Raw genomic sequence first — 23,706 nt, 5'->3', positions numbered from 1 at the left:
CTAGAAGCCGCCGCCACCGCCGGCGTCGGCGGCCATGTTGGCAAACCGCGAGTAGTGGCCCTGGAAGGCCACCACAATGTCTTTTGTGGGGCCGTTACGGTGCTTGGCGATCAGGATGTCCGCCTCGCCCGCGCGCGGGGACTCCTTGTCATAGACGTCTTCGCGGTGCAGCAGGATCACCATGTCGGCATCCTGCTCGATGGAGCCGGATTCGCGCAGGTCCGAGACCATGGGGCGCTTGTCCTGGCGCTGCTCGGAGCCACGGTTCAGCTGCGACAGCGCGATCACCGGCACCTGGAGTTCCTTGGCCAGGAGCTTCAGGGCACGGGAGAACTCGGAGACTTCCTGCTGGCGGGATTCCACTTTCTTGCCCGAGCTCATGAGCTGCAGGTAGTCCAGGATCACCAGCTTGAGGTCATGCTGCTGCTTCAGGCGCCGGCACTTGGCCCGGATCTCCATCAGCGACATGTTGGGGCTGTCATCGATGAACAGCGGCGCATCGTTCATCCGGCCCATGGTGGTGGCAATCTTGGACCACTGCTCGTCCTTGATGGTGCCCTTGCGGAGGTCCTGGAGACCGATCGTGGCCTCGGCGGACAGCAGGCGCATGGCGATCTCGTTGCGGCCCATTTCGAGGGAAAACATGACGGTCGCGAGGTTGTTCTTGATGGCGGCCGAGCGGGCGAAGTCCAGCGCGAACGTGGACTTGCCGACGGCCGGGCGGGCGGCGATGACGATCATCTGGCCGGGATGCAGGCCGTGGGTGAGTTCATCGAGCTCGTAGAAGCCGGTGGGTACACCCACCATGCCCTCGCCGCGGTGGCCGGAGGCCTCGATCTCGTCCACGGTGGATTCCATGACGTCCTTGAGGACCACATAGTCCTCCGCGGTCCGGCGTTCGGCGACGGCGTAGACCTCGGCCTGGGCCTGGTTGACCAGGTCTTCGACCTCGCCGTCCTGTCCGTAGCCGAGCTGGACGATCTTGGTGCCGGCGTTGACCAGGCGGCGCAACACCGCGCGTTCGCCCACGATTTCAGCGTAGTAACCGGCGTTGGCCGCCGTGGGGACCGTCTGGATGAGTTCGTGCAGGTAGGCGGGTCCGCCGATCCTGTTGATTTCGCCGCGCTTGGTCAGCTCGTCCGAGACGGTCACGGCATCCGCGGGCTCGCCGCGGCCATAGAGGTCGATGATGGCCTCGTAGATGGTTTCGTGCGCCGGACGGTAGAAGTCCTGGCCACGCAGGATCTCGACGACGTCTGCGATGGCGTCCTTGGACAGCATCATGCCGCCCAGGACTGACTGCTCCGCGGGGATGTCCTGCGGAGGCTTGCGGCTGCCCTCGGCTCCCCGCGTACCCTCGACTGAGTCCAGATGCGTAACTGACAAAACTGCCGTCCTTCATTGTGTGCCGTGGCGGATGTCCGTTCGCCGCGGCGCGTAAGCACTGCGCCTTATGCCCAATGCCCTCGTACCCAGTGCTTTACAGCCAAGCGCCGTATCCCGGCGGGTCAACGCCCAGCCGCGGCGGTGCTCAACGGCCGTGATGCCGAACTGCTGTCATTGCGGAGCTGTGATGCGTACCTGCTGTGTTGCCGAACTGCTGTGATCCCGAACTGCTGTGTTGCCGAACTGCTGTGATGCGGGCGGCAAAACCCGGCACATGCCGGCCGCTCTATTCTTACCAGTCAGCTCCGACAGTTCGCGCCGGACCAGCAACCGCCGTTATCCACAGTGCTGGTGCGGCCGCAGGGCGCCGGATCCCGGAGCCGGTGTCCTGGTGGGCACCATCCGGCGACCGCAGGTTTTTCCGCTTCCCACGCCCGATATCCTGCTACGTTATCCGCCGCCGGGGCAGGCACCAACCCGGCCGCTCCGCTGCCCTGTGGATAACCTGTGCACTAGTGCCTGATGCTTGTGCACAGTCTGTGGGTAGAGCTGTGGATAGAAAAAAGTTAAGCCTGTAATCAGTGCTTGACCTGCGGAAATGTTGCATTCATCTTGTGGACACAAAACAATTTCCGCCAAGCTTCATCCACAGCCTGCACCTTGGAGCTGGGGATACGATGCGGCACAGGAGGCCACATTTGCCGCCCGATACGCACATTTTGTGACCGGATTCATTCCCGCCGAGCCGAATTGACGCCAGCAGCGGCGCACTGTACGCGAGGTGCGGAACATGCTGTGGATAACCGCAATCTGGCATAAGCTCTAATCATGGGCGATGTACTGATAGTCATGTTGCCTGCCCTCATCCTCGCGGCGGTGCTCTGGGCGGCGGTCACGGCGTTGAAGCCGCGGAACCACGGCATCTCAGATGCCGAGCGTTACCAGCAGGAACTGGCGCTCAAGTCCCAGGCCCACTACGCGGCACAGGTCCGGGCTGCCGAGGCCTCCCGCGCCCGGATTGAAGCTACCACGCGCCCCAGCCAGAACTCCCAGCAGCAATCGCAGCAGGCCGACCACGCCCGCTCCGCCCTTTTGGGCCGGGACAGCTCCGGCCACCAGGATGCGTTGTCCGCCATTGGACACCTGAGCCCACAGCTCCTCTTGCAGCTCCAGTCGCTGGCCCACGACGGCCACAAGACGAAGGCCGTCCGGCTGCTGCGGCAATCGACGCGCTCGGACCTGAAGACCGCAAAGAATTACGTAGATCGGCTCTAGCACATGGACTCCCTGCTCATTCCCGTACTGATCCTGGTGCTCGTGGCCGCCGCCGTACTGCTGGCGATACGGGCGTGGAGCCGCCGCGGCGAACGCACCATGCCGGCACCAGCGCCGCAGCCGGACCCCAACTCCGCGGAGCTGGCCCGGACGGCGGCCGCCAGGCTCACCGAGGACCAGCACCGGCAGCTCTACGCGCTGATCGCGCAGGGGCAGGCCATGACCGCCATCAAGGTCTACCTCGAGGCCACAGGCGAGGGCCTACGGGCGTCCCGCGACGCCGTCGCGGCGCTGGCAGCCCACCCCCAGCCCTTCCGCGCCCCTGAGCCGGCGCCGGCGGCCGTTCCGGACGACGACGACGTGCCCCAGCGGTTCTCGTACCGCTACCGCGCGATCGCCAGCAAGGGCGATGTCACCCGCGAGGTGAGCAGCAACATGCTCAATGATGAGATCTACGGGAGGATCCGCACCCTGGCCAAGAGCGGCGACACCGAGGCCGCAGCGACCGCCCTGACCCGCCACTCGGATATTTCCATGAAACAGGCCCGGGAATTCATCGCACTGCTTGGCGACTGAGCCCCGCGGGGCCCGCGCCGGCTCCGGGCCACCGGCAGGGCTAGAAGTCGAACAAGTCCCCCAGCCAGCCTTCCTTCTTCTTCGGACGACGGCGGTCATCGTAACGCGGCTGCTCATACCTGGACTGGTCGGGACGCGGACGGTCGCGGCGGTCATCGTACCGGCGCTCGTCATAGCGGCGGTCATCCGGACGCCGGTCGTCCCGGCGCGGGTCGAGGTTGTACAGCGGCGGCGGAATGTGGCCGCCCGCCGCAGGTGAAAACTCAGCAGGTGAAAACGCCGCAGGTGGCATCGCTGCCGGCGGCAGTGGTGCGGCGGGGACCCCGGCTGCCGGGCCCAACGACTCCGCCGCACGGTCAATGATCTTGTCCAGCTCTCCCCGGTCCAGCCACACCCCGCGGCATTGGGGGCAATAGTCAATCTCCACGCCGCTGCGTTCACTCATGATCAGGTCAATAGAATCCACGGGACACTTCATGTCCCGGACAACGAGCGGGCGGCCGAAAAGGTTCGGACGGCGCTGCAGGCCCGGAAGCCCTGCGCGGGCAGACCTACCGCTGGGCAGCGATCCCGGCCAGCAGCTGCTCAAACGGCAGGGACTCCAGCGCGACCGGCTTCTGCTGCGGCCCTGAGTCCTGCAGCAGAGCGACAAACTCCCCCGCCGCCCGGTCCACGCGCACCGACAGTGGCGAGCCGCCGTCGTCGTTGTTTCCCCAGTCCTGCGGCCCGGCGAAAACCGCGGTGGCGGCGATCCGGGTGCGCAGGTAGGTGAACAGCGGCCGCATCGCGAAGTCCAGCACCATCTGGTGCCGGTCCGTGCCGGCGGTGGCCCCGATCAGCACGGCCTTGCCTTCGAGCGCCTTGGGATCGAGCACGTCGATGAAGGACTTGAAAAGCCCGCTGTAGGACGCGCTGAACACGGGGCTGACGGCGATCAGGCCATCAGAGGCCTCGACGCCGGCAATCACTTCCGCGAGCCGGGGAGCCGCATACCCGGTTACAAAGTTGTTGGCGATGTCCACGGCGAGGTCCCGCAACTCCAGGACCTCGATGTCCACGGCGTAGCCGGCCGCGGCAAGCTGCCGTTCGGCCGAGGCCGCCAGCTGGTCCGCGAGCAGGCGGCTTGAGGAGGGGACGCCGAGTCCGGCGGAGATAACGGTGATACGGCGGGTTTCCACGGAGTGCTCCTAAGTTGAATCCTGGTCAGCAACGCGACTACATGCGTTTGCATCTACCTTTAGAAGCGGCGGGATAGGGGGTTTTATTCCCGGCCACCCTCCCCGCCTGACAGGAATGTCGCGCTCTGCAAGACTGCCCTCATGGCAGAAAACAAAACGCAGGCAACCGGCGCGTCGGTTCAGGAGTTCCTGGCCGCCGTCGAGCATCCGGTCCGGCGCGCCGACGGGTTCCGCCTGCTGGCACTGATGTCCGAAATAACGGGCGAACCGGCGCAAATGTGGGGTCCGACGATTGTGGGCTTCGGCCGCTACCACTACAAGTACGCGAGCGGCAGGGAGGGCGATGCCGCGGCGGTGGGCTTCTCCCCCAGGAAATCCAGCCTGTCGCTCTACGGCCTGACATATGGACCGGAGGCCGCCGAACTCCTCGGCAGGCTGGGCAGGCACAAGCTCGGCGCCGGCTGCCTGTACGTCAACAAGCTCGACGACGTCGACGAGGCCGTGCTCACCGAACTCGTCCGGCTCGGCTACCGGCATGTCACCACGGCGCTGCACCACGCCTAAGGGGATCCGCCCCGCCAAAGCAACGCGGGGTCACCTACGGCCCATGACGCCGTCCAACATGGACCGCAAGTGACCTCGTGTTGGGGTTAAAGCAGAAGGCCCCCGCCTTCGGTCCTCAGAGAGGTCCGGAGGCGGGGGCCTTCCAGCAGTTCAGACTGCAGCCGGTGAGGGCTACTTGCCTGCGACTACGTCGAGTTCGATCACAGCGGAAACGTCGTCGTGCAGACGGACGTTTGCCTGGTAGGAACCGGTCGACTTGATGTGTGCCGGCAGTTCAACCTTGCGCTTGTCGATGCGGCCCAGGCCTGCGGCCTCAACAGCGTCGGCCACGTCGCCCTGCTTGACAGTGCCGAACAGGCGTCCGGTTGCGCCAGCCTTGACGACCAGCTTGACCGGCTTGGCGGAGAGTGCAGCAGCCTGCTTCTGAGCGTCTTCCAGGGAAGCGTGCTCGCGGGCAACGCGGGCAGCCTTGATGGACTCAACCTGCTTCTCGCCACCCTTGGACCAGGTCAGGGCGAAGTTGCGGGGCAGCAGGTAGTTACGTGCGTAACCGTCCTTGACCTCGACAACGTCGCCAGCAGCACCGAGACCGGTTACTTCGTGGGTCAGAATGAGCTTTGCCATTTTAGTTAATCCCTTCCTTAGCCGCGGCCAGCGCCGGAGTAAGGCAGCAGAGCAACTTCGCGGGCGTTCTTGATTGCCTGGGCGATCTTGCGCTGTTCCTGCACCGTGACGCCAGTGACGCGACGGGCGCGGATCTTTCCGCGGTCGGAGATGAACTTGCGCAGCAATGCTACGTCCTTGTAGTCGATGACAGTGATGTCAGCGGCCTTCAAGGGGTTGGACTTTGGTTTGGGCTTACGGAGTTCAGCCTTAGCCATCGTGGAGCTCCTATTCGATGGAGCCCGTGGATATTGATCCACGGGATGGTGGTGATCCGGCGCAGTCTGCACCAGACCGCCTTGCGGCGGCCAGTCGGTTTTCGTTGCCGGACCTTAGATGTTGTTTAGAAGGGAGGTTCGGAATCCGGGCCGTTGCCCCAGCCGCCGCCCGCATTGCTGACCCCGGGCGTGGCCCACGGGTCTTCCTGCGCGGCGGGCTGGTTGCCGCCCCATGTCCCACCGGTGTTGCCGCCCTGGGTTGCACCCTGGCCGCCACCGAATCCACCGCCGCTGTTGCCGCCGCCGAAGCCACCCTGACCACCCTGACCGCCGGAGCGCTGGGTGCGGTTGACCTTGGCGTTGGCGTAGCGCAGGCTCGGGCCGATTTCATCGACCTCAAGCTCGATAACGGTGCGCTTCTCGCCTTCTTTTGTTTCGTAGGAACGGCTCTTCAAGCGGCCGGAGACGATAACGCGCATGCCCTTGGTCAGGGACTCGGCGACGTTTTCGGCTGCTTCGCGCCAGACCGAAGCGCGGAGGAACAGGGTTTCCCCGTCCTTCCACTCATTGGACTGCCGGTCGAAGGTGCGGGGAGTAGAAGCGATGGTGAAATTCGCTACGGCCGAACCGGACGGTGTGAACCTGAGTTCGGGGTCATTGGTGAGATTACCGATAACCGTGATAGTGGTTTCGCCTGCCATCTACTGCCTCCTTGTGCGTTCCTGCGGGGATGAAGATTGAAGGTTGGCCGCTGAATTACTCAGCAACAACTTTCTGCTCTTCGGGGCGGGTGATCTTGGTGCGCATGATGGTCTCGTTGAGACTCAGCTGGCGGTCAAGTTCCTTGGCGGTAGCCGGCTCAGCGGTGAAGTTCACCACGGCGTAGATACCTTCGGACTTCTTCTGGATTTCGTAAGCCAGGCGACGACGGCCCCAGATGTCAACCTTTTCGATGGTTCCACCATCGTTGGTGATGACGTTCAGGAACTTCTGAAGCGACGGCTCAACGGCACGCTCTTCGACCTCGGGGTCGATGATTACCATCAATTCGTAAGGACGCATATGTGAACCCACCTCCTTTGGGCTAAGCGGTTACGGCATTTCCGTAACAGGAGGTTCATTTGCGGTGTCGTGCAATGCCCGGCCGCCGGAACGGAGGCAGGGCGCAGCACAGACTTCAATAGCTTAGTGCATGCGGGCCGGAATCCGCGATTCCGTGCCTCCACCGTACGGCCCCGCGGCCTGGCCGGGAAGAGCGTCGGCGGCCATGTGGATAACCGCCACACGGCCAGCGTTCAGTCGGGGGGCGCATCGGCTGTGCCATGATCTGAAAATGCACACCAACCCCTCGTCAGCCGTGCCGCCACCGCTCCGCCGCAGCCGTCTCCGCTTCGCCGCCATGGTGCTGTTGGGGCTACTCGCCGCCGGGGCGGCCGGAATGTCAGGGCACTGGGTGCAGGCTCCCACGATTGGCTGGTGCGCCGCCGCTTTGACCTACGTCGTCTGGGTCTGGCTGGTTATCGGCCGCCTCGACCCCGCGGACACCCGGTTGCACGCCACAACGGAAGACCCGGCGCGGAGCACGACGGACCTGCTTATCCTGGCCGCCAACGCCGCCAGCCTGGCGGCGGCGGGAGCGGTCATCGTGGATTCGCACAACAACACTGACACCCTCTCCAGGATTGCCGGCGGGCTGCTCGCGGTAGTCTCGGTGGCGCTGTCCTGGACCCTGGTCCAGACGCTGTTCACACTGCGGTACGCGGAGCTGTACTACGGCACGGGCACGAGGGCAGGCTCCCGGGTGGGCGGCATCGACTTCAACCAGAGCCGGCCGCCGCAGTACACCGATTTCGCCTACTTAGCCACAAGTCTGGGCATGACGTACCAGGTGTCGGACACCGCGCTGCAGAACCATGGCATCCGGGCCGAGGCCCTCAAGCACAGCCTGCTCTCCTACCTCTTTGGGACCATCATTCTGGCAACCACCATCAACCTCGTAGTCGGCGTCGCCGCGTAGGGCGCCAGGCGTCAGGCCGCCGTCCGGAAGAACGTCCGGGTCACCGCGGCCAGCCGGTGCGGGTCCTCGACGCCGCACAGCTCGCGCGCCGAATGCATCGACAGCAGGGCGACCCCGACGTCGACCGTCCGGATTCCCAGCCGGGTGGCGGTCAGCGGGCCGATCGTCGACCCGCACGGCATCACGTTGTTGGAGACGAATTCCTGGTACGGAATACCGGCGTCGGTGCACAGCCGGGCCCAGAGGGCGGCGCCGGCGGCGTCGGTGGCGTAGCGCTGGTTGGCATTGATCTTCAGCAGCGGACCACCGTTGAGGACCGGCCGGTTGGCGGGATCGTGCCGCTCGGGATAGTTCGGGTGCACGGCGTGGCCGGCGTCCGCGGAGACGCAGAACGACGCCGCGAAGGCCTGCCGCCGCTGGCTTGCAGAGGCGCCGAGTCCGTCCGAGATCCGCACGAGGACATCTTCGAGGATGGGCCCGCACGCCCCGGACCGGGACGCCGAGCCGATTTCCTCGTGGTCGAAGGCGGCCAGCACGGCAATCGGCGCACCGTCCGGGACGGGCGTGGCGGCGTGCGCCACCAGCGCCGTGAGCCCGGCGTGCGTCGCGGAGAGGTTGTCGAGCCGGCCGGAGGCGAAGAATTCGCCCCTGGCGCCGAACACCGCCGGGGCCTGGGTGTCTGCGATGACGACGTCGTACCCGCCGATCTGCGCCGGATCCACCTCGGCATCGGCAACGCGGTCCGCAAGGAGTCCGAGCAGGTCCTCGCCGGCGGGATCGCCCAGGCCAAAGACCGGATTCATGTGCTGCTGCTTGTCCAGGGCCAGGCCCTCATTGACGGCCCGGTCCAGGTGGATGGCGAGCTGCGGGAAGCGCAGCAGCGGACCGGTGGCCGTGAGGTGCTGCGTGCCGTCGCGCATGACGAGCCGGCCGGCGAGCTGGAGTTCGCGGTCCAGCCAGGAGTTCAGGAGGGGTCCGCCGTAGACCTCGACGCCGGCCTGCAGCCAGCCGAACTTGCCGGTAGTGGGCTTCGGCTTGAGTTTGAAGGAGGGCGAGTCCGTGTGCGCGCCGAGAATGTTGAAACCCGTGGTCGGTCCGGCGCCTGCCGGCACCACCCAGGCGATGAGGGCGCCGTCGCGGATCACGTAGAACTTGCCGGCGGCGGCCGCGGGCTCCGGCCAGGGCTGCAGTTCGTCCAGGCCGGTGAAGCCCCCCGCGTCCAGCCGGCGCGCGGCCTCGTGGACGGCGTGGAAGCTCGACGGCGACGCGCTGACGTACGCGCCGAGGTCCTGGATGTGCTCTGCGGCAGTGCTCGGTGTGGGCATGGCTCCGAGTCTAGCCCGGCACGCACGGGCCCCGGGGGCCGCGGTGCCGGGCGACGCCGCGCCTAGACGGTGACGTTGAGACCGGCGGCGTAGCCCGCGGCCACCGAGCCCGTGATGGTGGCCAGCTGGTAGATGCCGCCGTCGTTGCCGAACACGTTGTCGGACTTCAGCGTGGTGCGGGGGAAGTTCTGCGCGCTGGATTCGTACCCGGCCGACGCGTAGACCTCCTTGCACGCGGCCTCGGTCAGCGCGATCTGTGACACCGCCAGGACCTGGCCGGCCGCCGTCGCATTGTTCATGGACTCGAACACTTCGAAGTGGATGTGCGGCCAGCGGCCGTTGTAGGCGCCGGGGTAGATGGTCTTGAACGTGACCTGGCCGTTGGCGTCGGCCTCCTGGACGCCGCGGAGGTAGTTCTCGTTCTGAAGCCCCGAATCGTACATGGAGTATTTGCCCTCGCGGTCACAGTGCCAGGCGTACACCGCGGCACCGGCCAGTGGGGTGCAGCCGTTGGCGTTGTCGAGAAGGGTCAGCGTGACGGTCAGCGGTACGCCCTCGGCTGTGCTGGTGGAGGTCCCGAAGCTGGATGTGATGTCCTGACGAACCACGCCGGATGCCTCGAGGACGTTGGGCCCGTTGGAACCGTCACCGGGGTAGGGGCCGGCGGTTTCCTGCGGGATTTCGACCCCGCACTCGGCGATCGCCCGGGTGAGCGTCGGAGTGGCCGACGCCGACGCGGCCGAGGGCGCCGGGGCTGTTGCGGCCGAGGTCCCCGCGGCCGACGTCGAACTGCCGCTGGTGCCGCTGGTGCCGCCCGGGCTGCAGGCCGCAAGGGCTGCGGCCGTTCCCGCGCCGAGGAACATGCCCAGCGATCGGCGGCTGACGAGGGTGGAGAGATCGAATTCCAGGCCGCGGTCGTGGTTGGGGTGCGGCTCGTGCGGGGGCTGCGGCATTTTTGTCATGACCCCATCGAACCCGGCAGCGCTATGGGCTGGCTAGTCCCTTCCTGTGACGCGGCTGTGCCCCGGCACGCATGGACATGCCCTCCCCTCGGCCCGGGGACGCGGCTGTGCCCCGGCACGCATGGACATGCCCTCCCCTCGGCCCGGGGACTGGGCATGTCCCCCCGGCACGCAGGATATGCCCTCCCCTCGCGCCGGGCAGTGGACATGATGGCGCTATGTCCAGTGGTGGGCAGGGGGAGGGCATGTCCGGTGGTGCGGGACGGCCGCGGGGGCCTTCCGGGGCTACGACACCGGGCGGGCGCCCACTGTGGCGTCTTCAGCGCCAGGCTCGGCGTCAACCGCGGTGGCGTCCCCGGCAGGAGCCTCACCGGCCCCTGTTGCGGGAACAGCGGCCTTGGCACCGTTCCTGCGGTAGCGGATGACCCCGATCCCCACGACGGCGGCGGCGAGAGCCAGCGAGAGCAGCAGCGATTCCCGCGTGGTTTCCAGGATCACCATGCCGATCAGCAGGGCCACGATGCTCACGATCGACACCCAGGTCAGGTACGGGAAGAGCCACATTTTCAGCTGGAGGTCCTTGGCGGCGGCGCCCATGCGGCGGCGCAGGATCAGCTGGGAGGTCGCGATGACGAGCCACACGAACAGCGCGATGGCGCCGGAGGTGTTGACCAGGAACAGGAAGACCGTGTCCGGGGCGACGTAGTTCAGTCCGACGGTGACGAAGCCGACCACGGTGGAGGCCAGTACCGCGGCGGCGGGCACGCCGCGCTTGGAAATCCGCATCCACGACTTGGGGGCGTCGCCGCGGCGGGACAGCGAGAACAGCATGCGGCTGGCGGTGTAGAGCCCGGAGTTCAGGCAGGAGAGCACCGAGGTCAGCACCACAATGTCCATGATGGTTCCGGCGCCGGGGATGCCGAACAGCTCAATGACCGCGACGTAGGGGCTCTTGGCGACGGAAGCGGAGTTCCAGGGCAGCAGGGTGACCACAATGGCGATGGAGCCGATGTAGAACACGAGGATGCGCCAGACGGTGGACTTCACGGCCTTCTTGACTGCATCGACCGGGTTCTCGGATTCGCCGGCGGCAATGGTGGCAATTTCCGCGCCGAAGAACGAGAACACCACCACGAGGATGCCGGCCAGGACGGCGCCGGGGCCGTTGGGCATGAACCCGCCGTTGCCGATCAGGTTGTCCAGGCCGGGCGCCGGAACGCCGGGGATGAGGCCCAGGATCGCGGCGACGCCGAAGAGCAGGAAGAGCACGATTGCCGCGACCTTGATGGAAGCGAACCAGAACTCGAACTCGCCGAACGACTTAACGGACCCGAGGTTGGTCAGCGTCAGCAGCACCATCAGGGCAAGCGCCCACACCCACTGGTCAATGCCGGGGACCCAGCGGTGCATGATCGCTGCCCCAGCCGTTGCCTCGATGCCGAGGACAATGATCCAGAACCATGCGTAGAGCCAGCCGATGCTGAACCCGGCCCAGCGGCCCAGGGCCTTGTCCGCGTAGGTGGAAAATGAGCCGGTTTCCGGGTTGGCCGCGGCCATCTCGCCCAGCATCCGCATGACGAGGATGACCACGAGTCCCGCCGCGGCGTAGGCAACCAGGATGCCGGGGCCGGCCTGCTGGATCGCCGCACCCGAACCGACAAACAGTCCGGCGCCGATCACGCCGGCGATGGCAATCATGGACAGATGCCTGGGTTTCAGGGATTTTGAAAGCTGCTGGTCAGCGGGCATGGAAGCGCCGTCCTTCGTGGGGGGTTCAGGCCCGCTCGATGCCGGCACGGAATCGAATCCATGCTGTGCGGCGGACCACAATGTCGTTTCACACTAGACCGCGCGGCGGACCGTCCGTCTTGTGCAGTCCTACAAATGACGGCGGGTCAGACCGGGCCATCACCCAACGCGAGGGCCATAGAGTCAACCAAAGTTGCCTCACAGGCAATTCGGCAATGTGCCTGAAACCACTGCTTCAGGTACTACCTCCCGGTAACCTGCCTTGCGGCGGCAGGGCGGCGGCCGTCAGTAGTCCGCGTTGCTTGGCACCACGAGGCCGGTCTCATATGCGTACACCACGGCCTGGACGCGGTCGCGGAGGTGGAGCTTGGTCAGGATCCGGCGCACATGCGTCTTGACAGTGGCCTCGGACAGGAAGTATCGGTGCGCGATTTCGGCATTGGAGAGTCCCTCCGCCATCGCCCCGAGCATCTCGTTTTCGCGGGGCGTCAGGTCTTCCAGCAACGGATCCCGCGCCGGGCGTGCGGGGCCGCCGGCCTGCTGACCGCCGGCGCCGCCTGTCCCTGCAGGATCCAGGCCGCCTGCACCGCGGACATAGGTCTCCAGCAGCCGCTGCGTAACACGGGGTGCCACCACGGCGTCGCCGCTGGCCACCACCCGGACCGCGCTGACCAGTTCTGCCGGCGCCACGTCCTTGAGCAGGAACGCAGAGGCCCCTGCCCGCAGTGCTGCAAAGGCGTATTCATCGAGGTCAAAGGTGGTCAGGATGATGATTTTGGCGTCGGAGCCCGAGGCTGCGATCGCCCGGGTGGCCTCGATCCCGTCCAGCACCGGCATCCGTACATCCATCAGGACGACGTCGGGCGCGAGCTCCCGGACGTGGCGGACCGCTTCGGCGCCGTTGGATGCCTCGCCCACGATGCGCAAATCGTCTTCACCCTCCAGGATGAGGCGGAAGCCCATCCGAAGCAGCGGCTGGTCATCCACCAGCAGGACGCGTACCGGCGTGTTGTCGGACATTGTTCCCCCTTGATTCCGTGGCATTCTCGCCGTTGCAGTTCAGTTCCGCGTGCACGCGCCAGCCGCGGTCACCGGCGCGCCCGGCGTACACGGTGCCAGCGTAGATCCTGGCCCGCTCCCGCATCCCGGCGATTCCATGCCCGGTGCCGAAGGAGTCCAGTGCGTCAGGCTTCGCCTGCGCGCCGGTCCCGGGAGCGCCCGGGTCAACGGTGCCCCTGCCGTCGTCGAGCACTTCAATGGTGACGCGGGAGCCGTTCCGGACAATGCTGACCTCCACCCGGCTGAGGGCGCGGCCGTAGCGCAGCACGTTGGTCAGCGACTCCTGCACAATTCTGTAGACGGTCAGCTGGAACGCCGCATCGTCGGGCAGGGACGGGCCGGTGTGCGTGTAGTGCAGGGGCAGTCCCGCGGTGCGGAAGCCCTCGAGCAGTTTGGCCAGGCTGCCCCCGGCCACCAGCGGCTCGCGCGGGGCATGTCCGGTGGCGGTGTCCTCGCGCAGCACGCCAAGGACGCGCCGCATGTCGGCCAGCGCGGTGCGCCCGGTCCGGGAGAGTTCGGCCAGGACGCCGGCGGCGCGCTCCGGATCCTTCTTGACCACCACGGCGGCGCCGTCCGACAGGCTGATCATGACCGTCAGCGAGTGCGCCACGACGTCGTGCATTTCGCGCGCGATCCGGTTCCGTTCCGTGACCGAGCCCAGCTGCTGGGCCCGGGCGGCCCAGGCCGCGATCTCGTGCTCGTGCTCGCGCCGCTGCCGCACCGAGATCCCGATCCCCGTGGCGATCACATTCGAGAGCGCGATGCCGATGCCCGCCGCGATGCCCGTCAGCAGCTGGAAATTCTCCGGTGTGCGGACCGCCATGTCCGGGAGCCGGCCGTCCAGCGGGCCGACGGCCAGCAGGAAGTACAGGAGCAGCAGCGGGGCGGTGGTCAGGGCCAGGGCGGCGAGGGCGAACCGCCGGGTGCGGACGACGGCGACGGCGTACAGCGAAAACCAGAGCCCGGCGGAGACATTGGACCCCCAGGGATGCAGGAAGGTGACCGCCAGTTCCAGGGCCCCCACAACAGCCGCCACCCGCACCGGATACGCCCGCCGGAAGAGCAGGACCGGCGCGGCCGCGGCGAGCAGCACGGCCACCGGCCAGTCGCCGTGGATAACCGATTCGGCCGCCGTGGGCGTGACCAGGACCAGGTAGCAGAGCACCACCAGCACGTCCATGACCCGCGGATTGGCCAGCAGGTAGCGCCGGAGCCGGCCGCGGCGGCGGGCCGTGAGTTCAGCAAGGGACGCGTCGGCCGGTCCGGCCGGCGCGTCCCTGACAGGTACCGCATCGATCATGCTCTGAGCCTAGACTCTGGGGCCCGTGGCGCCGGCCTAGACGTCCCGCCTCTTGAGCAGGACGGCGGCCAGGAGCACCGGGATGACAACCCAGGCGCCCAGCACCAGGGCCGCCTGCCAGGCTTCGAGGGTGTCCGGGATGTGCTCCACCGCAGTCAGCGGATCCACGGTGTTGCCGGGCAGGTATTTGCGGGCCTCCACGAAGAAGTCGCCCGGAATGAGCTGGAACGCGATGGGTGCCACGAAGAACAGTCCCACCAGGCTCATGATGCCGCCCGCCGAGTTGCGGATCAGCGTGCCCAGCGCCATGCCGATGGCCGCGACCGCCGCCACGTAAATGCTGTTGACAAGGAGCAGCTTGACCGACTGCGAGCTGCCCAGGTCCAGGCCCAGGCCGTAGTTGTCCAGGATCGGGACGGATACGAATCCGGCGGCCAGGGTGGATGCGGCGGTGACGACGAAGGAGGTCACCACCACCACCACGAGCTTGGCCGCGAACGCGGGGATGCGTTTGGGCACCGCCGCGAACGTGGACCGGGCCATGCCCGTGGTGAACTCGGAGCTCATCAGCAGCACGCCGAGGGAGCCCAGGATCAGCTGGGCGAACGCGATGCCGGAGGTGGGCACGCTGACGGCGATGTCGCCGCCCTGGGCCGCGAGCCTGGCGCCGACCTCCGGGTCCCGGGCCGCGGCCTCGGAGAACTGGCCCGTCCCCCAGGCCGAAAGCGCCCCGAACCCCACCATGACCACCACTGTGGAGCCAAGCAGGATCAGAGTGGAGAGCAGGGTGCGGAACTTGATGAATTCGGAGTTCAGGACCCGCAGGAAGCTGGGGCCGGGGCCGGAACTGCTGCCGTTTCCGGACCGCTGTGCGTCGGCGCCGCGGCGCGAGGGCGTGGATTCAACGGTTGTGGAGCTCATGGCTTAGTTGCCTCCGGCTTCGACGGGAACGGCGCCCGTGGTGATCAGCGAGTGGTATTCGACTTCATCCTTGGTCAGTTCCATGTAGGCCTCCTCGAGGCTGGCCTGCAGCGGGGTGAGTTCGTAGATCATGACGTGGTTCTCCAGCGCCGCAGTGGCGATCTGGCGCGGGTCCAGGCCTGTGACTTCGAGGAGTTCGCGCTCCTGGACCTCCACCGAGACCCCGGTCCCGGCCAGCAGCTGCATGAGCCGGTCCGGCTGGTCGGTGCGGACCCGCGTCCGGCCCTGGCCCTTGCCGGTGATGATCTCCTGGATCGGGGCGTCCGCAATGATCCTCCCGCGGCCGATCACGATCAGGTGGTCCGCCGTGACGGCCATCTCGCTCATGAGGTGGCTGGAGAGGAAGACCGTGCGGCCCTCGGAGGCCAGGTACTTCACCAGGTTGCGGACCCACACCACGCCCTCCGGGTCAAGGCCGTTGACGGGCTCGTCCAGGATGACGGTCTGCGGGTCGCCCAGGAGGGCGGCGGCGATGCCCAGCCGCTGGCCCATGCCGAGCGAGAAGCCGCCGACCTTCTTCCTGGCCACCTCGGCCAGTCCGGTCATCTCAATGACTTCGTGGACCCGTTTCTTCGGGATGCTGTGGGTCGCCGCCATGGCCAGCAGGTGGTTGTAGGCGGAGCGGCTCGTGTGGACGGCCTTGGCATCGAGCAGGGCGCCGACGTCGCGCAGCGGTGCGGCGTGCCCGGTCAGCGGAGACCCGTTGACGGTCACCGAGCCCGACGTCGGCCGGTCCAGCCCCATGATCATGCGCATGGTGGTGGATTTTCCGGCCCCGTTCGGACCCAGGAAGCCGGTGACCCGGCCGGCTTCGACGGTGAAGTTGACGCCGGCGACGGCGGTCTTGTCGCCGTAAACCTTGGTCAGGCCTCGTGCTTCGATCATGGAAGCGTTCCTTTGCGTAGCGGGAGATGATCCGGGGCACCGCAGTCACGGGCCCGTCTGCACACCACGCTACCGAGGCAAGCTGCGTATTTCGCCGGTCTCAGGGATGATTCAGGGGCTAATCAGGGTAGTCCGGGAGGATGACAGGGGTTGGATGACGGGGTTCAGCCGAGGGGCGAGTAGTAGGTCAGCGCGCCGGGGCGGACCGTGAATTCCACCCGCCGCACCCCGGGCATGACCTCTCCGTCGACGGCGAGGACCATGGGCCCGTTCCCGGGTTCCACCGTGATCCGGTCCGTTTCGCTCAGATGGGTGATCCCGGACGTGGCCACGGTGCCCGTGAGCACGGCCCAGAGCAGGCGCAACCGGGCGAACGGCTCATCGGCAGTGATCATCCGCAGGTCCAGGACACCGTCCGCGAGTACCGGGCGCACCAGCGGCGCGTGGTCACGGGGGTAATAGCGGCCGCGGCCGATGTACAGGATCCACAGCCGGTGCCGCACCCCGTTGACGATCAGCGTGGTGGGGGTGCCGGCCGCGAAGGTCCGGAACATGGCCACCACTCCGGCCAGGGGTTTGCCCAGCGCCGGCTGGAGCTGCTCCCGCCGGCGGACCAGGTTCGGGTAGAGGCCGATGCTGGCCGTGTTGAGCATGATCAGCTCGAGCTGCTCCGGGCTGTCGGGGAGCCCGCGCTCGACACTCACGTGACCGACGTCGGCCACGGCGGCCTCGCCGCGCGACGCCGCCTGCACGGCGTCCGCCAGGGTGGGGGTTCCGGCGTCGCGGGCGAAATGGTTCAGCGTGCCGCCGGGGAGCACCAGCAGCGGAAGGGAACGTTCGACGGCTGCGGCCGCCGCGGCGCCCACGGTTCCGTCGCCGCCCCAGACGCCCAGGGCCGCAATGCCCGGTCGGGTCGCGACCTGGGCGATGCCCGCGTCGACGGACTCACCGGGCCCGATTTCCTTTATATACGCTTTAGGGAATACTTTTTGCAGGGCGTCGGCAGTCTCGTCAGCATAGGACCCGCCGAGGGTGTTGACCGCGATGCCGAGCCCCTGGCCGTCCGGTAGTTCCGCGGCCGGGGCGGCGCCGCGGCTGGTTTCCGGGAACGGCTGACGGACGGGCCACCACTTCCGCGTCACCATGGCCGCGCCGGCGCCGATCGCGGACCCGAACAGCACATCCGAGGGCCAGTGGGCCCCGGTGTGGACCCGGGAGTAGGCCACTCCGGCCGCGAGGGGGGCCAGCGCCGCACCGAGGGCCGGGCGGACCATGCCGACCCCGAGTGCGAAAGCCACCGCGGAGGCGGAGTGTCCCGACGGCATCGACGAACTCGTCGGCTGCGGGTTCACGAAGCGGAAGACCGGAAGGTGTTCGGGCAGGGGGCGGGCCCGGGGCAGGAGGGTCTTGAACACGACGTTGGTGACCGCCGAGGCGGCGCCTTGCGCGATGAGTCCGTGCACCGCTGCCCGGCGCGTCTTGCCGGGCACCAGGGCCATGGCTCCGGCAACGCCGAACCAAAGTTTGCCCTTGTTGGCGGCGGCGGACAGACGGCGGAAGAAGTCGTCATGGCCTCCTCCCGGCAGATTGGAGACGGCGCGCACCAGTTTGCGATCGAATTTCGACAGGCGGCCGGGGGCCTTCCTCAGCATGGTTCGCATTGGACCACCATACTGCTACCTCGCGGGCAGCGGCTTCGCGGCTCCGGCGAGGACCAGCGCCACCACAATCGGAATCCCGATCGCCAGCAGGGCGGTCCTGACACCGGTGACGTCGCCCAGGTAGCCCAGCAGGGGCGGCCCGGCGAGGAAGGCAATGTAGCCCAGCGTGGACACCACGGACACCCGGGCGGCCGCCTTCTTGGGGTCGTCCGCGGCGGCGGACATTCCGATTGGGAATGCGAGGGCTGCCCCCACGCCCCAGAGCACGGCGCCGGCGGCGGCCAGCCAGATGGTGCCGGCGAACACGAAGAGGCAGAGGCCCGCGGTCGCCGCCGCCATGCTGGCCCGCAGCACGGCAACGCGGCCGTAGACGTCGATCGCACGGCCACCGAAGAAGCGCATGGCGGTCATGGCCAGGACGAACGCGGCGAACAGCAGCGCCCCCGTGGACTGTTCGGCGCCCAGGCCGTCAACCGCGGCCTTGGCAATCCAGTCGTTGCCGGCGCCTTCGGTCAGGGTGGCGCCGAGGACGACGACGCCGATCAGCAGCGTGCGCCCGTCCCGCCAGGCCGAACCGGCGTTGCCGCGGTCCGCGTCCCCCGCGGCGGGTGCCTCGGCAGGCAGGTGGGGCAGGAAATACCGGGGGGCCACCGTGGTCAGGACGGCGACGACGGCGGCTATGACCAGCAGGTGCTCCGGGAGCCCGACCCCCAGGGTGGATAATCCGGCGCCGATCAGGGCGCCGACGAACGCGCCGCCGCTGAAGGCCGCGTGGAACTGCGGCATGATGGTGCGTCCGAGCCGGTGTTCGACGTCGGCACCTTCAATGTTCTGCGAAACATCCCACAACCCGACGCCTATCCCGAAGAAGAACAGGGCAATGGCAGTCCCCGGGATGGAGGCCGCCATCAGTGAGAGCGCGACGCCGACACCGGCCGCCGCGGCCACGAGTCCGGCGCTGCGGACGGTGTTGGCGGTGCCGATCCGGCCGACGACGAACCCGGCCGTCGGCAGGGCGATCAGGGAACCAACCGCGACGCACAGCAGCAGTGTTCCCATTTGGCCCGCGGTGATGTGCAGGATCTCCGTCACGGCCGGGATGCGGGCTGCCCAGCTGGCGAAGACTAACCCGTTGATGCCGAAGACAAGGAAAGTCGCCCCGGTGGCAGCCTTGAGTTGCGGGACGGTTGCGGTACTGGTCATACGATCACTGCTTCCACCGAGTGCTGGGCGAGTTGGTCAAGTTCTTCAGGGCTGAGCTGCCGGTCGGTCACGATGGCATCCACGGCGTCCAGGGATGCGACGAGGGCGACGGCGCTGGCGTTCCATTTGGCGGCGGCACAGGCGACGATCACCCGGGCGGCGGATTCGAGGCCGGCGCGTTTGACTGCGGCGTCGTCGAGGTCGTGGGCCAACAGCCCGTCCTTGAGGTTCAGGGCGCAGGGCGTGACGACGGCGGTGTCGAAGCGCAGCGAGCGGATGTTGGATTCCGTCATCGGTCCGCGGAAGGAAAGTTCGCCGGGGACGAGGCTGCCGCCGGGCATCAGGAGTTCGGGGCGGCGCCCGGCCGGACCGTCGTCCGCGGACAGCGCGGTGACGGCCCGCAGCGACATCGGCATGATCGTCATCTCACGCTGGCGCAACTGGCGGGCGATCTCCGTGGCGGTGGTGCCGCTGTCCAGCCAGACGTGTCCACGGTCCGCGAGCATGGCCGCCACCCCGGCGGCGATCCGCATCTTGGCGGTGTGGTCCTCGAGTTCGCGTTGCCCGTAGTGCGGGTTTTCGCCGCCGAAAACCAGGCTCTTGGCTCCGCCGTGGACCCTCCGCAACACGCCGTGCAGGGCCAGGATGTCGAGGTCACGGCGGATGGTGGCGCCGGAGGCGCCGCAGGCGGCCGTCAGATCGTCCACCGTCACGTGCTCCCGGTCGCGCAGCAGTCCGCCGATCAGGCGGTGCCGCTCATCAGTGTTCATGCTCAAATGCTAGCGGTTGGTGATCATTTAATCATTTGTTGCGCGTTTCAAACAGCAACGCGGGGTCACTTCGCGCCCATAACCGCCCCCGGAATGGGCCGCATCTGACCCCGCGTTGCTTAGTGGACCCCGCGATGGCTCTAGCGGGCGCGCTCGACGCGCTTTTCGTCCCAGACCGGTTCGGCGGACTCGTAGACCCTGCCGTCGGAGCCGAAGACCAGGAAGCGGTCGAAGGTTCGGGCGAACCAGCGGTCGTGGGTGACGGCCAGGACGGTGCCCTCGAAGTGGTCGATCGCCCGTTCCAGGGCCTCGGCCGAGTGCAGGTCCAGGTTGTCCGTGGGCTCGTCGAGCAGCAGCAGCGTGGCCCCGGAGAGTTGCAGCAGCAGGATCTGGAACCTCGCCTGCTGGCCGCCGGAGAGGGATTCGTACTTCTGCTCGGACTGCGCCGCCAGCCCGTAGCCGTCCAGCGCCCCGGCGGCGGCTTCGCGGCCCATGCCCGAGCGGTGCTCGTCGCCCCGGTGCAGGATTTCGAGCAGGGTCTTACCCAGCAGGTCGGGCCGGACGTGGGTCTGGGCGAAGAATCCGGGCCGGATCCGGGCGCCGAGTTTCACGGTGCCCTCGTGCGGCACCTCGGCGATCTCGACGTCGGACACCGGCAGGTGCTCCCGCTCGGGATCCGTGCCGCCGGTGGCGAGCAGGCGCAGGAAGTGGCTCTTGCCCGAACCGTTGGAACCCAGGACGCCCACCCGGTCGCCGAACCAGATTTCGGTGGAGAACGGCTTCATCAGGCCGGTCAGTTCCAGCTTCTCGGCCACGACGGCGCGCTTGGCGGTGCGCCCGCCCTTGAGCCGCATCTGCACGTTCTGTTCGATGGGAAGGGCCTCGGGCGGGCCGGCTTCGAGGAACTTCGCGAGCCGGGTCTGCGCCGCGTGATAGCGGTTGGCCATGTCGGAGCGGAACGCGGCCTTGTTCTTGTACATGTTGACGAGTTCCTTGAGCTTGACGTGCTCCTCGTCCCAGCGCTTGCGCAGTTCCTCGAAGCGCGCGTTCCGGTCGGCCCGGGCGTCCACGTAGGACCCGAAGCCGCCGCCGTGGATCCAGGCGCCGGCGCCGTTGATGCCCGGTTCCAGGGTGACGATGCGGCCTGCGGCGTTGTTGAGCAGTTCACGGTCGTGGCTGATGAAGAACACGGTCTTCTTCGAATCATTCAGTTTGGCCTCGAGCCAGCGCTTGCCCGGAACATCGAGGTAGTTGTCCGGCTCGTCGAGGAGCAGCAGTTCGTCGGGGCCGGCGAAGAGGGCCTCGAGGACCAGCCGCTTCTGCTCGCCGCCGGAGAGGCTCGACGCCGGGCGGTGCTGTGCCCGGTCGAAGGGCAGTCCGAGGGCGGCCATGCAGACCTCGTCCCAGACGGTTTCGACGTCGTAGCCGCCGGCATCCCCCCAGTCCACGATCGCCTGGGCATAGGCCATTTGGGTGGGCTCGTCGTCGTGCTCCAGCATGGCGAGCTCTGCCTCGTCGACGGCCCGCGCTGCGGCGGCCAGGGCAGGCGGGGCGGCGGAGACCAGCAGGTCGCGGACCGTGGACTCGTCCCGGACCTGGCCCACGAACTGGCGCATGATGCCCATGTTGCCGGACCGGCCGATCACGCCTTCGTCCGGGACGAGATCGCCGGAAATGATCCGGAACAGGGTGGTCTTGCCGGTCCCGTTGGGCCCGATCAGCGCTGTCTTGGTGCCGTCCGGGACCTTGAAGGTCACCCCGTTCAGCAGCTGGGTGCCGTCGGAGAGGAAGTAGTCGATGCCGGATACGTCAATATGAGCCACGCGTTCAATCTTCCCACGGCCGGGAAAGCGTCCGCTCAGCCGGCCCGGGTCAGGAACTCCTTGAGCAGCGGCCCGGAGGTGGTGGCCCCGAGTCCGCCGTCCTCGACGAACACGGCGACGGCGAGGTCACCGTGCACGGCCACGATCCAGGCGTGCGTCTTGGGCGGGGTGTCGTTGCCGAACTCGGCCGTTCCGGTCTTGGCCCCGACGGGCTCGCCCGGGACGGAGGCCAGGAACCCGGCATGACCGCTGGTGACGACGGCCCGCATCATGTCAGCCAGTGCCGCGGCTTCCGCTGCAGTTACCGGCTTTTCGACGGCCGTGGCCGGTGCGGGGGCCGACGGCGTCGCGTCACCGGAGGCCGGGGCAGCCGGCGACGTGCCGGCTGTAGCCGTTCCTGTGGGCGCGGCGCCCTGGGCATCTGGGGGACTGTCGCCCTCGTTCGGATTCAATACCAGCTGGGCGGCCACCGGGGCTCCCTTGGCAACCGAGCCGGCCATGACGGCGGCGGCCAGGGGGGACAGGAGCACTTTGCCCTGGCCGATCATGGAGGCGGCATGTTCGGTTCCTTCGGCATCCCCGGGGACGGAGCCGAGGAATGCGGCCGCGCCGAGCGCAGGTGCTTCAACTGCCACGCCCAGGGAGGTCGCGGCGGATTCGAGCTGTGCCTGGGTGACGGTGTCGCGGGCGTTGATGAACGCGGTGTTGCAGGAGTGCGCAAAGGCGTCGCGCAGCGTCACGGACCCCAGGGAGGACTCAGGGTATCCCTCGGCGTTCTTGAAGGTGCGGCCGTCCACCGTGAGGGTGGGCGGGCAGTCCACCTTGGAGTCGGGCGTCATGCCGTTGCGGAACATGGCCAGGGAATCGACCATCTTGAAGATCGATCCAGGGGCATACTGTCCCAGCATCGCGGTGTCGTAGCCGTTGCTGCCCGGCCCGGAGGCGGCCGCCAGGACGGCACCGCTGGAGGGCCGGAGCGCCACAATCGCCGACGCCGGGCCCACCTTGCCGAGGACGTCTTCCGCAAGCTGCTGCAGCTTCGGGTCCAGGGTGGTTTTCAGCGGGGTGCCTTCCTTTATCTCAGTCTGAAAAAGTACGCGGCGTCCCGCGTTGGGCAGAGCCTGCTTCTCTGCGGCGGTGAGGCCTGCCTTCTCGGCGAAGACCTGAATGCCGTCGCTGCCGCGAAGCTGCGCGTCGTATTGCTGTTGCAGGCCACCTGTGCCCGTGGTGTCCCCGGCTTTGAGTGCGCCGTTCGATTTTTCTATCTGTTCTGCATTCGCCTCCGCTGCCGTGCCCAGCAGGGCGCGGGCGAAGGTGCGGTTTGGTGCCAGCGGAAGGGAGTCCCGGATGGCACGGGCGCCGGGAATCTCACCGATCTGAGCGTCGGTGATGGTCCGTCCTTCTTCACGCAAAGTGATGGCGGCAACGAACGCCTCGGGGCCGGCCGCCGCGACCTGCTGGCCGTACGCCGCAGGGTCGACCCCCACCAGTTGGGCAAGCTTGGTGGCGGAATCGGCGGCGTCTGCACCGCCGAGCGCCGGCTTGTCGATGCCAACATTGACCACGGGCCGGTACGTGACCAGCGGGGCCCCGCCGGCGCCCAGGATGTCGGCGCGCGACGGCGAATGGGTTGCCGAGCCGACGAGCTCGCCTTCGGCCAGTTCGGGGACCAGGGTGGCCGGGTTCCAGACCGTCAGCCATTTGTCGCCGGACTTCTTGAACTCGGCGAAGGTGGTGTACTTCCACTCTTCGGAGCCGATCTTCCAGCGGTAGTTGAGCGGGACCGTGGCCTTATCGGACTCCAGCGTCAGTTGGCCGCTGTCCACTGCAGGCCGGGCCGGGTCAAGCCCCTTGAATATTTCCTTGAGCTGGTCGTTGGCGGCACCTGAGTCCTTGCCCTCAAAGGCGACGGATCCGACGTCGAGCGCGGACACCGCGGAGGCGAGCTGTTTGGCAGCGCTTTCGGCGCCCTCACGGCCGTCGCCGCAGGCGACCAGCGAGCCGCCAAGAACAAGGCCCACAAGGGCCAGTGCAAGTTTTGATGAGTTCCCCATGGCGCCCATTATGCCCCGGGCCACCGACAATTCTGTTGTCACATAACACCGTCACCT

At 67.5% G+C, this 23,706-nt stretch carries 23 protein-coding genes; 4 read left to right on the top strand and 19 right to left on the bottom strand.

The window, feature by feature from the left end; genetic code table 11:
- Positions 1-1,386, bottom strand: coding sequence for a replicative DNA helicase (gene dnaB, locus AC1DKN_RS02095; RefSeq protein WP_018775337.1), 1,386 nt, complete (start codon positions 1,384-1,386; stop codon positions 1-3).
- 828 nt (positions 1,387-2,214) lie between these two features.
- On the opposite strand from dnaB, the gene AC1DKN_RS02090 reads away from it, so the two are divergent.
- On the top strand, positions 2,215-2,661 hold the full coding sequence (locus AC1DKN_RS02090; protein ID WP_476850679.1) for a hypothetical protein: 447 nt from the start codon (positions 2,215-2,217) through the stop codon (positions 2,659-2,661).
- Positions 2,662-2,664: 3 nt separating this feature from the next.
- Positions 2,665-3,237 carry a hypothetical protein gene (locus AC1DKN_RS02085; RefSeq protein ID WP_476859629.1) on the top strand — a complete coding sequence of 191 codons (573 nt, stop codon included), beginning with the start codon at positions 2,665-2,667 and terminating at the stop codon, positions 3,235-3,237.
- A 40-nt stretch (positions 3,238-3,277) separates the two neighbouring features.
- Here AC1DKN_RS02085 and AC1DKN_RS02080 read toward each other — a convergent pair whose 3' ends face one another.
- Both AC1DKN_RS02080 and AC1DKN_RS02075 read right to left on the bottom strand, forming a co-directional pair.
- A complete protein-coding gene (locus AC1DKN_RS02080; protein ID WP_476870323.1) occupies positions 3,278-3,715 on the bottom strand; it encodes a TFIIB-type zinc ribbon-containing protein in 438 nt (145 codons plus the stop codon).
- A 73-nt stretch (positions 3,716-3,788) separates the two neighbouring features.
- Complete coding sequence (locus AC1DKN_RS02075) at positions 3,789-4,415, bottom strand: FMN reductase (RefSeq protein WP_476850682.1); 627 nt, start codon at positions 4,413-4,415, stop codon at positions 3,789-3,791.
- A gap of 141 nt (positions 4,416-4,556) precedes the next feature.
- Between AC1DKN_RS02075 and AC1DKN_RS02070 the strand changes: the two genes are divergently transcribed.
- Positions 4,557-4,979: a DUF1801 domain-containing protein gene (locus AC1DKN_RS02070; RefSeq protein ID WP_230009171.1), complete on the top strand. Its 423-nt coding sequence runs from the start codon at positions 4,557-4,559 to the stop codon at positions 4,977-4,979.
- A 171-nt stretch (positions 4,980-5,150) separates the two neighbouring features.
- On the opposite strand, the gene rplI is transcribed toward AC1DKN_RS02070, so the two are convergent.
- From rplI to rpsF, 4 genes are all read right to left on the bottom strand, one after another.
- Positions 5,151-5,603, bottom strand: coding sequence for a 50S ribosomal protein L9 (rplI, locus tag AC1DKN_RS02065; RefSeq protein ID WP_018775331.1), 453 nt, complete (start codon positions 5,601-5,603; stop codon positions 5,151-5,153).
- A 17-nt stretch (positions 5,604-5,620) separates the two neighbouring features.
- Positions 5,621-5,860 carry a 30S ribosomal protein S18 gene (gene rpsR, locus AC1DKN_RS02060; RefSeq protein WP_003800144.1) on the bottom strand — a complete coding sequence of 80 codons (240 nt, stop codon included), beginning with the start codon at positions 5,858-5,860 and terminating at the stop codon, positions 5,621-5,623.
- Between the two features lie 125 nt (positions 5,861-5,985).
- Complete coding sequence (locus tag AC1DKN_RS02055; protein ID WP_476870322.1) at positions 5,986-6,561, bottom strand: single-stranded DNA-binding protein; 576 nt, start codon at positions 6,559-6,561, stop codon at positions 5,986-5,988.
- A gap of 55 nt (positions 6,562-6,616) precedes the next feature.
- Complete coding sequence (rpsF, locus tag AC1DKN_RS02050; RefSeq protein WP_026266755.1) at positions 6,617-6,922, bottom strand: 30S ribosomal protein S6; 306 nt, start codon at positions 6,920-6,922, stop codon at positions 6,617-6,619.
- A gap of 271 nt (positions 6,923-7,193) precedes the next feature.
- Between rpsF and AC1DKN_RS02045 the strand changes: the two genes are divergently transcribed.
- Positions 7,194-7,877 (top strand): DUF1345 domain-containing protein, encoded by a 684-nt coding sequence (locus AC1DKN_RS02045; protein WP_476870321.1) that lies wholly within the window; start codon positions 7,194-7,196, stop codon positions 7,875-7,877.
- A gap of 11 nt (positions 7,878-7,888) precedes the next feature.
- Here AC1DKN_RS02045 and AC1DKN_RS02040 read toward each other — a convergent pair whose 3' ends face one another.
- The 12 genes from AC1DKN_RS02040 to AC1DKN_RS01985 all read right to left on the bottom strand — a co-directional run bounded on the left by AC1DKN_RS02040 (position 7,889) and on the right by AC1DKN_RS01985 (position 23,649).
- Complete coding sequence (locus tag AC1DKN_RS02040; RefSeq protein ID WP_476870320.1) at positions 7,889-9,202, bottom strand: M18 family aminopeptidase; 1,314 nt, start codon at positions 9,200-9,202, stop codon at positions 7,889-7,891.
- 62 nt (positions 9,203-9,264) lie between these two features.
- Positions 9,265-10,155, bottom strand: a complete 891-nt coding sequence (locus tag AC1DKN_RS02035) for an intradiol ring-cleavage dioxygenase (protein WP_476856795.1) — start codon at positions 10,153-10,155, stop codon at positions 9,265-9,267.
- Positions 10,156-10,449: 294 nt separating this feature from the next.
- Entirely contained in the window at positions 10,450-11,913 is a 1,464-nt protein-coding gene (locus AC1DKN_RS02030; RefSeq protein ID WP_476870319.1) for an amino acid permease, read from the bottom strand.
- A gap of 285 nt (positions 11,914-12,198) precedes the next feature.
- Positions 12,199-12,933: a response regulator gene (locus AC1DKN_RS02025; RefSeq protein WP_476870318.1), complete on the bottom strand. Its 735-nt coding sequence runs from the start codon at positions 12,931-12,933 to the stop codon at positions 12,199-12,201.
- Positions 12,893-14,272: a sensor histidine kinase gene (locus tag AC1DKN_RS02020; RefSeq protein WP_476870317.1), complete on the bottom strand. Its 1,380-nt coding sequence runs from the start codon at positions 14,270-14,272 to the stop codon at positions 12,893-12,895. Before AC1DKN_RS02020 ends, AC1DKN_RS02025 begins: the two co-directional genes overlap by 41 nt.
- 36 nt (positions 14,273-14,308) lie before the next feature.
- The gene (locus tag AC1DKN_RS02015; RefSeq protein ID WP_476870316.1) at positions 14,309-15,193 is read right to left on the bottom strand and encodes an ABC transporter permease; all 885 of its coding nucleotides are present in this window, start codon (positions 15,191-15,193) and stop codon (positions 14,309-14,311) included.
- A gap of 3 nt (positions 15,194-15,196) precedes the next feature.
- Positions 15,197-16,138, bottom strand: a complete 942-nt coding sequence (locus tag AC1DKN_RS02010) for an ABC transporter ATP-binding protein (protein ID WP_223914891.1) — start codon at positions 16,136-16,138, stop codon at positions 15,197-15,199.
- A gap of 164 nt (positions 16,139-16,302) precedes the next feature.
- On the bottom strand, positions 16,303-17,799 hold the full coding sequence (locus AC1DKN_RS02005; protein WP_476870315.1) for a phosphatase PAP2 family protein: 1,497 nt from the start codon (positions 17,797-17,799) through the stop codon (positions 16,303-16,305).
- A 15-nt stretch (positions 17,800-17,814) separates the two neighbouring features.
- Positions 17,815-19,002, bottom strand: a complete 1,188-nt coding sequence (locus AC1DKN_RS02000) for an MFS transporter (RefSeq protein WP_476870314.1) — start codon at positions 19,000-19,002, stop codon at positions 17,815-17,817.
- Positions 18,999-19,772 (bottom strand): DeoR/GlpR family DNA-binding transcription regulator, encoded by a 774-nt coding sequence (locus tag AC1DKN_RS01995; RefSeq protein WP_476870313.1) that lies wholly within the window; start codon positions 19,770-19,772, stop codon positions 18,999-19,001. Before AC1DKN_RS01995 ends, AC1DKN_RS02000 begins: the two co-directional genes overlap by 4 nt.
- 140 nt (positions 19,773-19,912) lie before the next feature.
- Positions 19,913-21,595, bottom strand: coding sequence for an ABC-F family ATP-binding cassette domain-containing protein (locus tag AC1DKN_RS01990; RefSeq protein WP_476850693.1), 1,683 nt, complete (start codon positions 21,593-21,595; stop codon positions 19,913-19,915).
- Positions 21,596-21,630: 35 nt separating this feature from the next.
- Entirely contained in the window at positions 21,631-23,649 is a 2,019-nt protein-coding gene (locus AC1DKN_RS01985) for a penicillin-binding transpeptidase domain-containing protein (protein ID WP_476870312.1), read from the bottom strand.
- Positions 23,650-23,706 lie beyond the last annotated feature (57 nt).

The organism is Arthrobacter sp. 01N444 (assembly GCF_056399305.1).
Note: the sequence above shows the minus strand (reverse complement) of the source record. Positions and strands in the feature narration are given on the sequence as shown.

Excerpts from the sequence above, each read along its gene's own strand:
- AC1DKN_RS02010 (WP_223914891.1), bottom strand. The coding sequence starts at position 16,138 with ATGATCGAAGCACGAGGCCTGACCAAGGTTTACGGCGACAAGACCGCC.
- AC1DKN_RS02070 (WP_230009171.1), top strand. The coding sequence starts at position 4,557 with ATGGCAGAAAACAAAACGCAGGCAACCGGCGCGTCGGTTCAGGAGTTC.
- AC1DKN_RS02090 (WP_476850679.1), top strand. The coding sequence starts at position 2,215 with ATGGGCGATGTACTGATAGTCATGTTGCCTGCCCTCATCCTCGCGGCG.
- rpsF (WP_026266755.1), bottom strand. The coding sequence starts at position 6,922 with ATGCGTCCTTACGAATTGATGGTAATCATCGACCCCGAGGTCGAAGAG.
- AC1DKN_RS02020 (WP_476870317.1), bottom strand. The coding sequence starts at position 14,272 with ATGATCGATGCGGTACCTGTCAGGGACGCGCCGGCCGGACCGGCCGAC.
- AC1DKN_RS01985 (WP_476870312.1), bottom strand. The coding sequence starts at position 23,649 with ATGGGGAACTCATCAAAACTTGCACTGGCCCTTGTGGGCCTTGTTCTT.
- AC1DKN_RS02005 (WP_476870315.1), bottom strand. The coding sequence starts at position 17,799 with ATGCGAACCATGCTGAGGAAGGCCCCCGGCCGCCTGTCGAAATTCGAT.
- AC1DKN_RS02035 (WP_476856795.1), bottom strand. The coding sequence starts at position 10,155 with ATGCCGCAGCCCCCGCACGAGCCGCACCCCAACCACGACCGCGGCCTG.
- AC1DKN_RS01995 (WP_476870313.1), bottom strand. The coding sequence starts at position 19,772 with ATGAACACTGATGAGCGGCACCGCCTGATCGGCGGACTGCTGCGCGAC.
- AC1DKN_RS02000 (WP_476870314.1), bottom strand. The coding sequence starts at position 19,002 with ATGACCAGTACCGCAACCGTCCCGCAACTCAAGGCTGCCACCGGGGCG.
- AC1DKN_RS02045 (WP_476870321.1), top strand. The coding sequence starts at position 7,194 with ATGCACACCAACCCCTCGTCAGCCGTGCCGCCACCGCTCCGCCGCAGC.
- AC1DKN_RS02030 (WP_476870319.1), bottom strand. The coding sequence starts at position 11,913 with ATGCCCGCTGACCAGCAGCTTTCAAAATCCCTGAAACCCAGGCATCTG.
- AC1DKN_RS02055 (WP_476870322.1), bottom strand. The coding sequence starts at position 6,561 with ATGGCAGGCGAAACCACTATCACGGTTATCGGTAATCTCACCAATGAC.
- AC1DKN_RS02080 (WP_476870323.1), bottom strand. The coding sequence starts at position 3,715 with ATGAAGTGTCCCGTGGATTCTATTGACCTGATCATGAGTGAACGCAGC.
- AC1DKN_RS02040 (WP_476870320.1), bottom strand. The coding sequence starts at position 9,202 with ATGCCCACACCGAGCACTGCCGCAGAGCACATCCAGGACCTCGGCGCG.
- AC1DKN_RS02015 (WP_476870316.1), bottom strand. The coding sequence starts at position 15,193 with ATGAGCTCCACAACCGTTGAATCCACGCCCTCGCGCCGCGGCGCCGAC.
- AC1DKN_RS02025 (WP_476870318.1), bottom strand. The coding sequence starts at position 12,933 with ATGTCCGACAACACGCCGGTACGCGTCCTGCTGGTGGATGACCAGCCG.
- rplI (WP_018775331.1), bottom strand. The coding sequence starts at position 5,603 with ATGGCAAAGCTCATTCTGACCCACGAAGTAACCGGTCTCGGTGCTGCT.
- rpsR (WP_003800144.1), bottom strand. The coding sequence starts at position 5,860 with ATGGCTAAGGCTGAACTCCGTAAGCCCAAACCAAAGTCCAACCCCTTG.
- AC1DKN_RS02085 (WP_476859629.1), top strand. The coding sequence starts at position 2,665 with ATGGACTCCCTGCTCATTCCCGTACTGATCCTGGTGCTCGTGGCCGCC.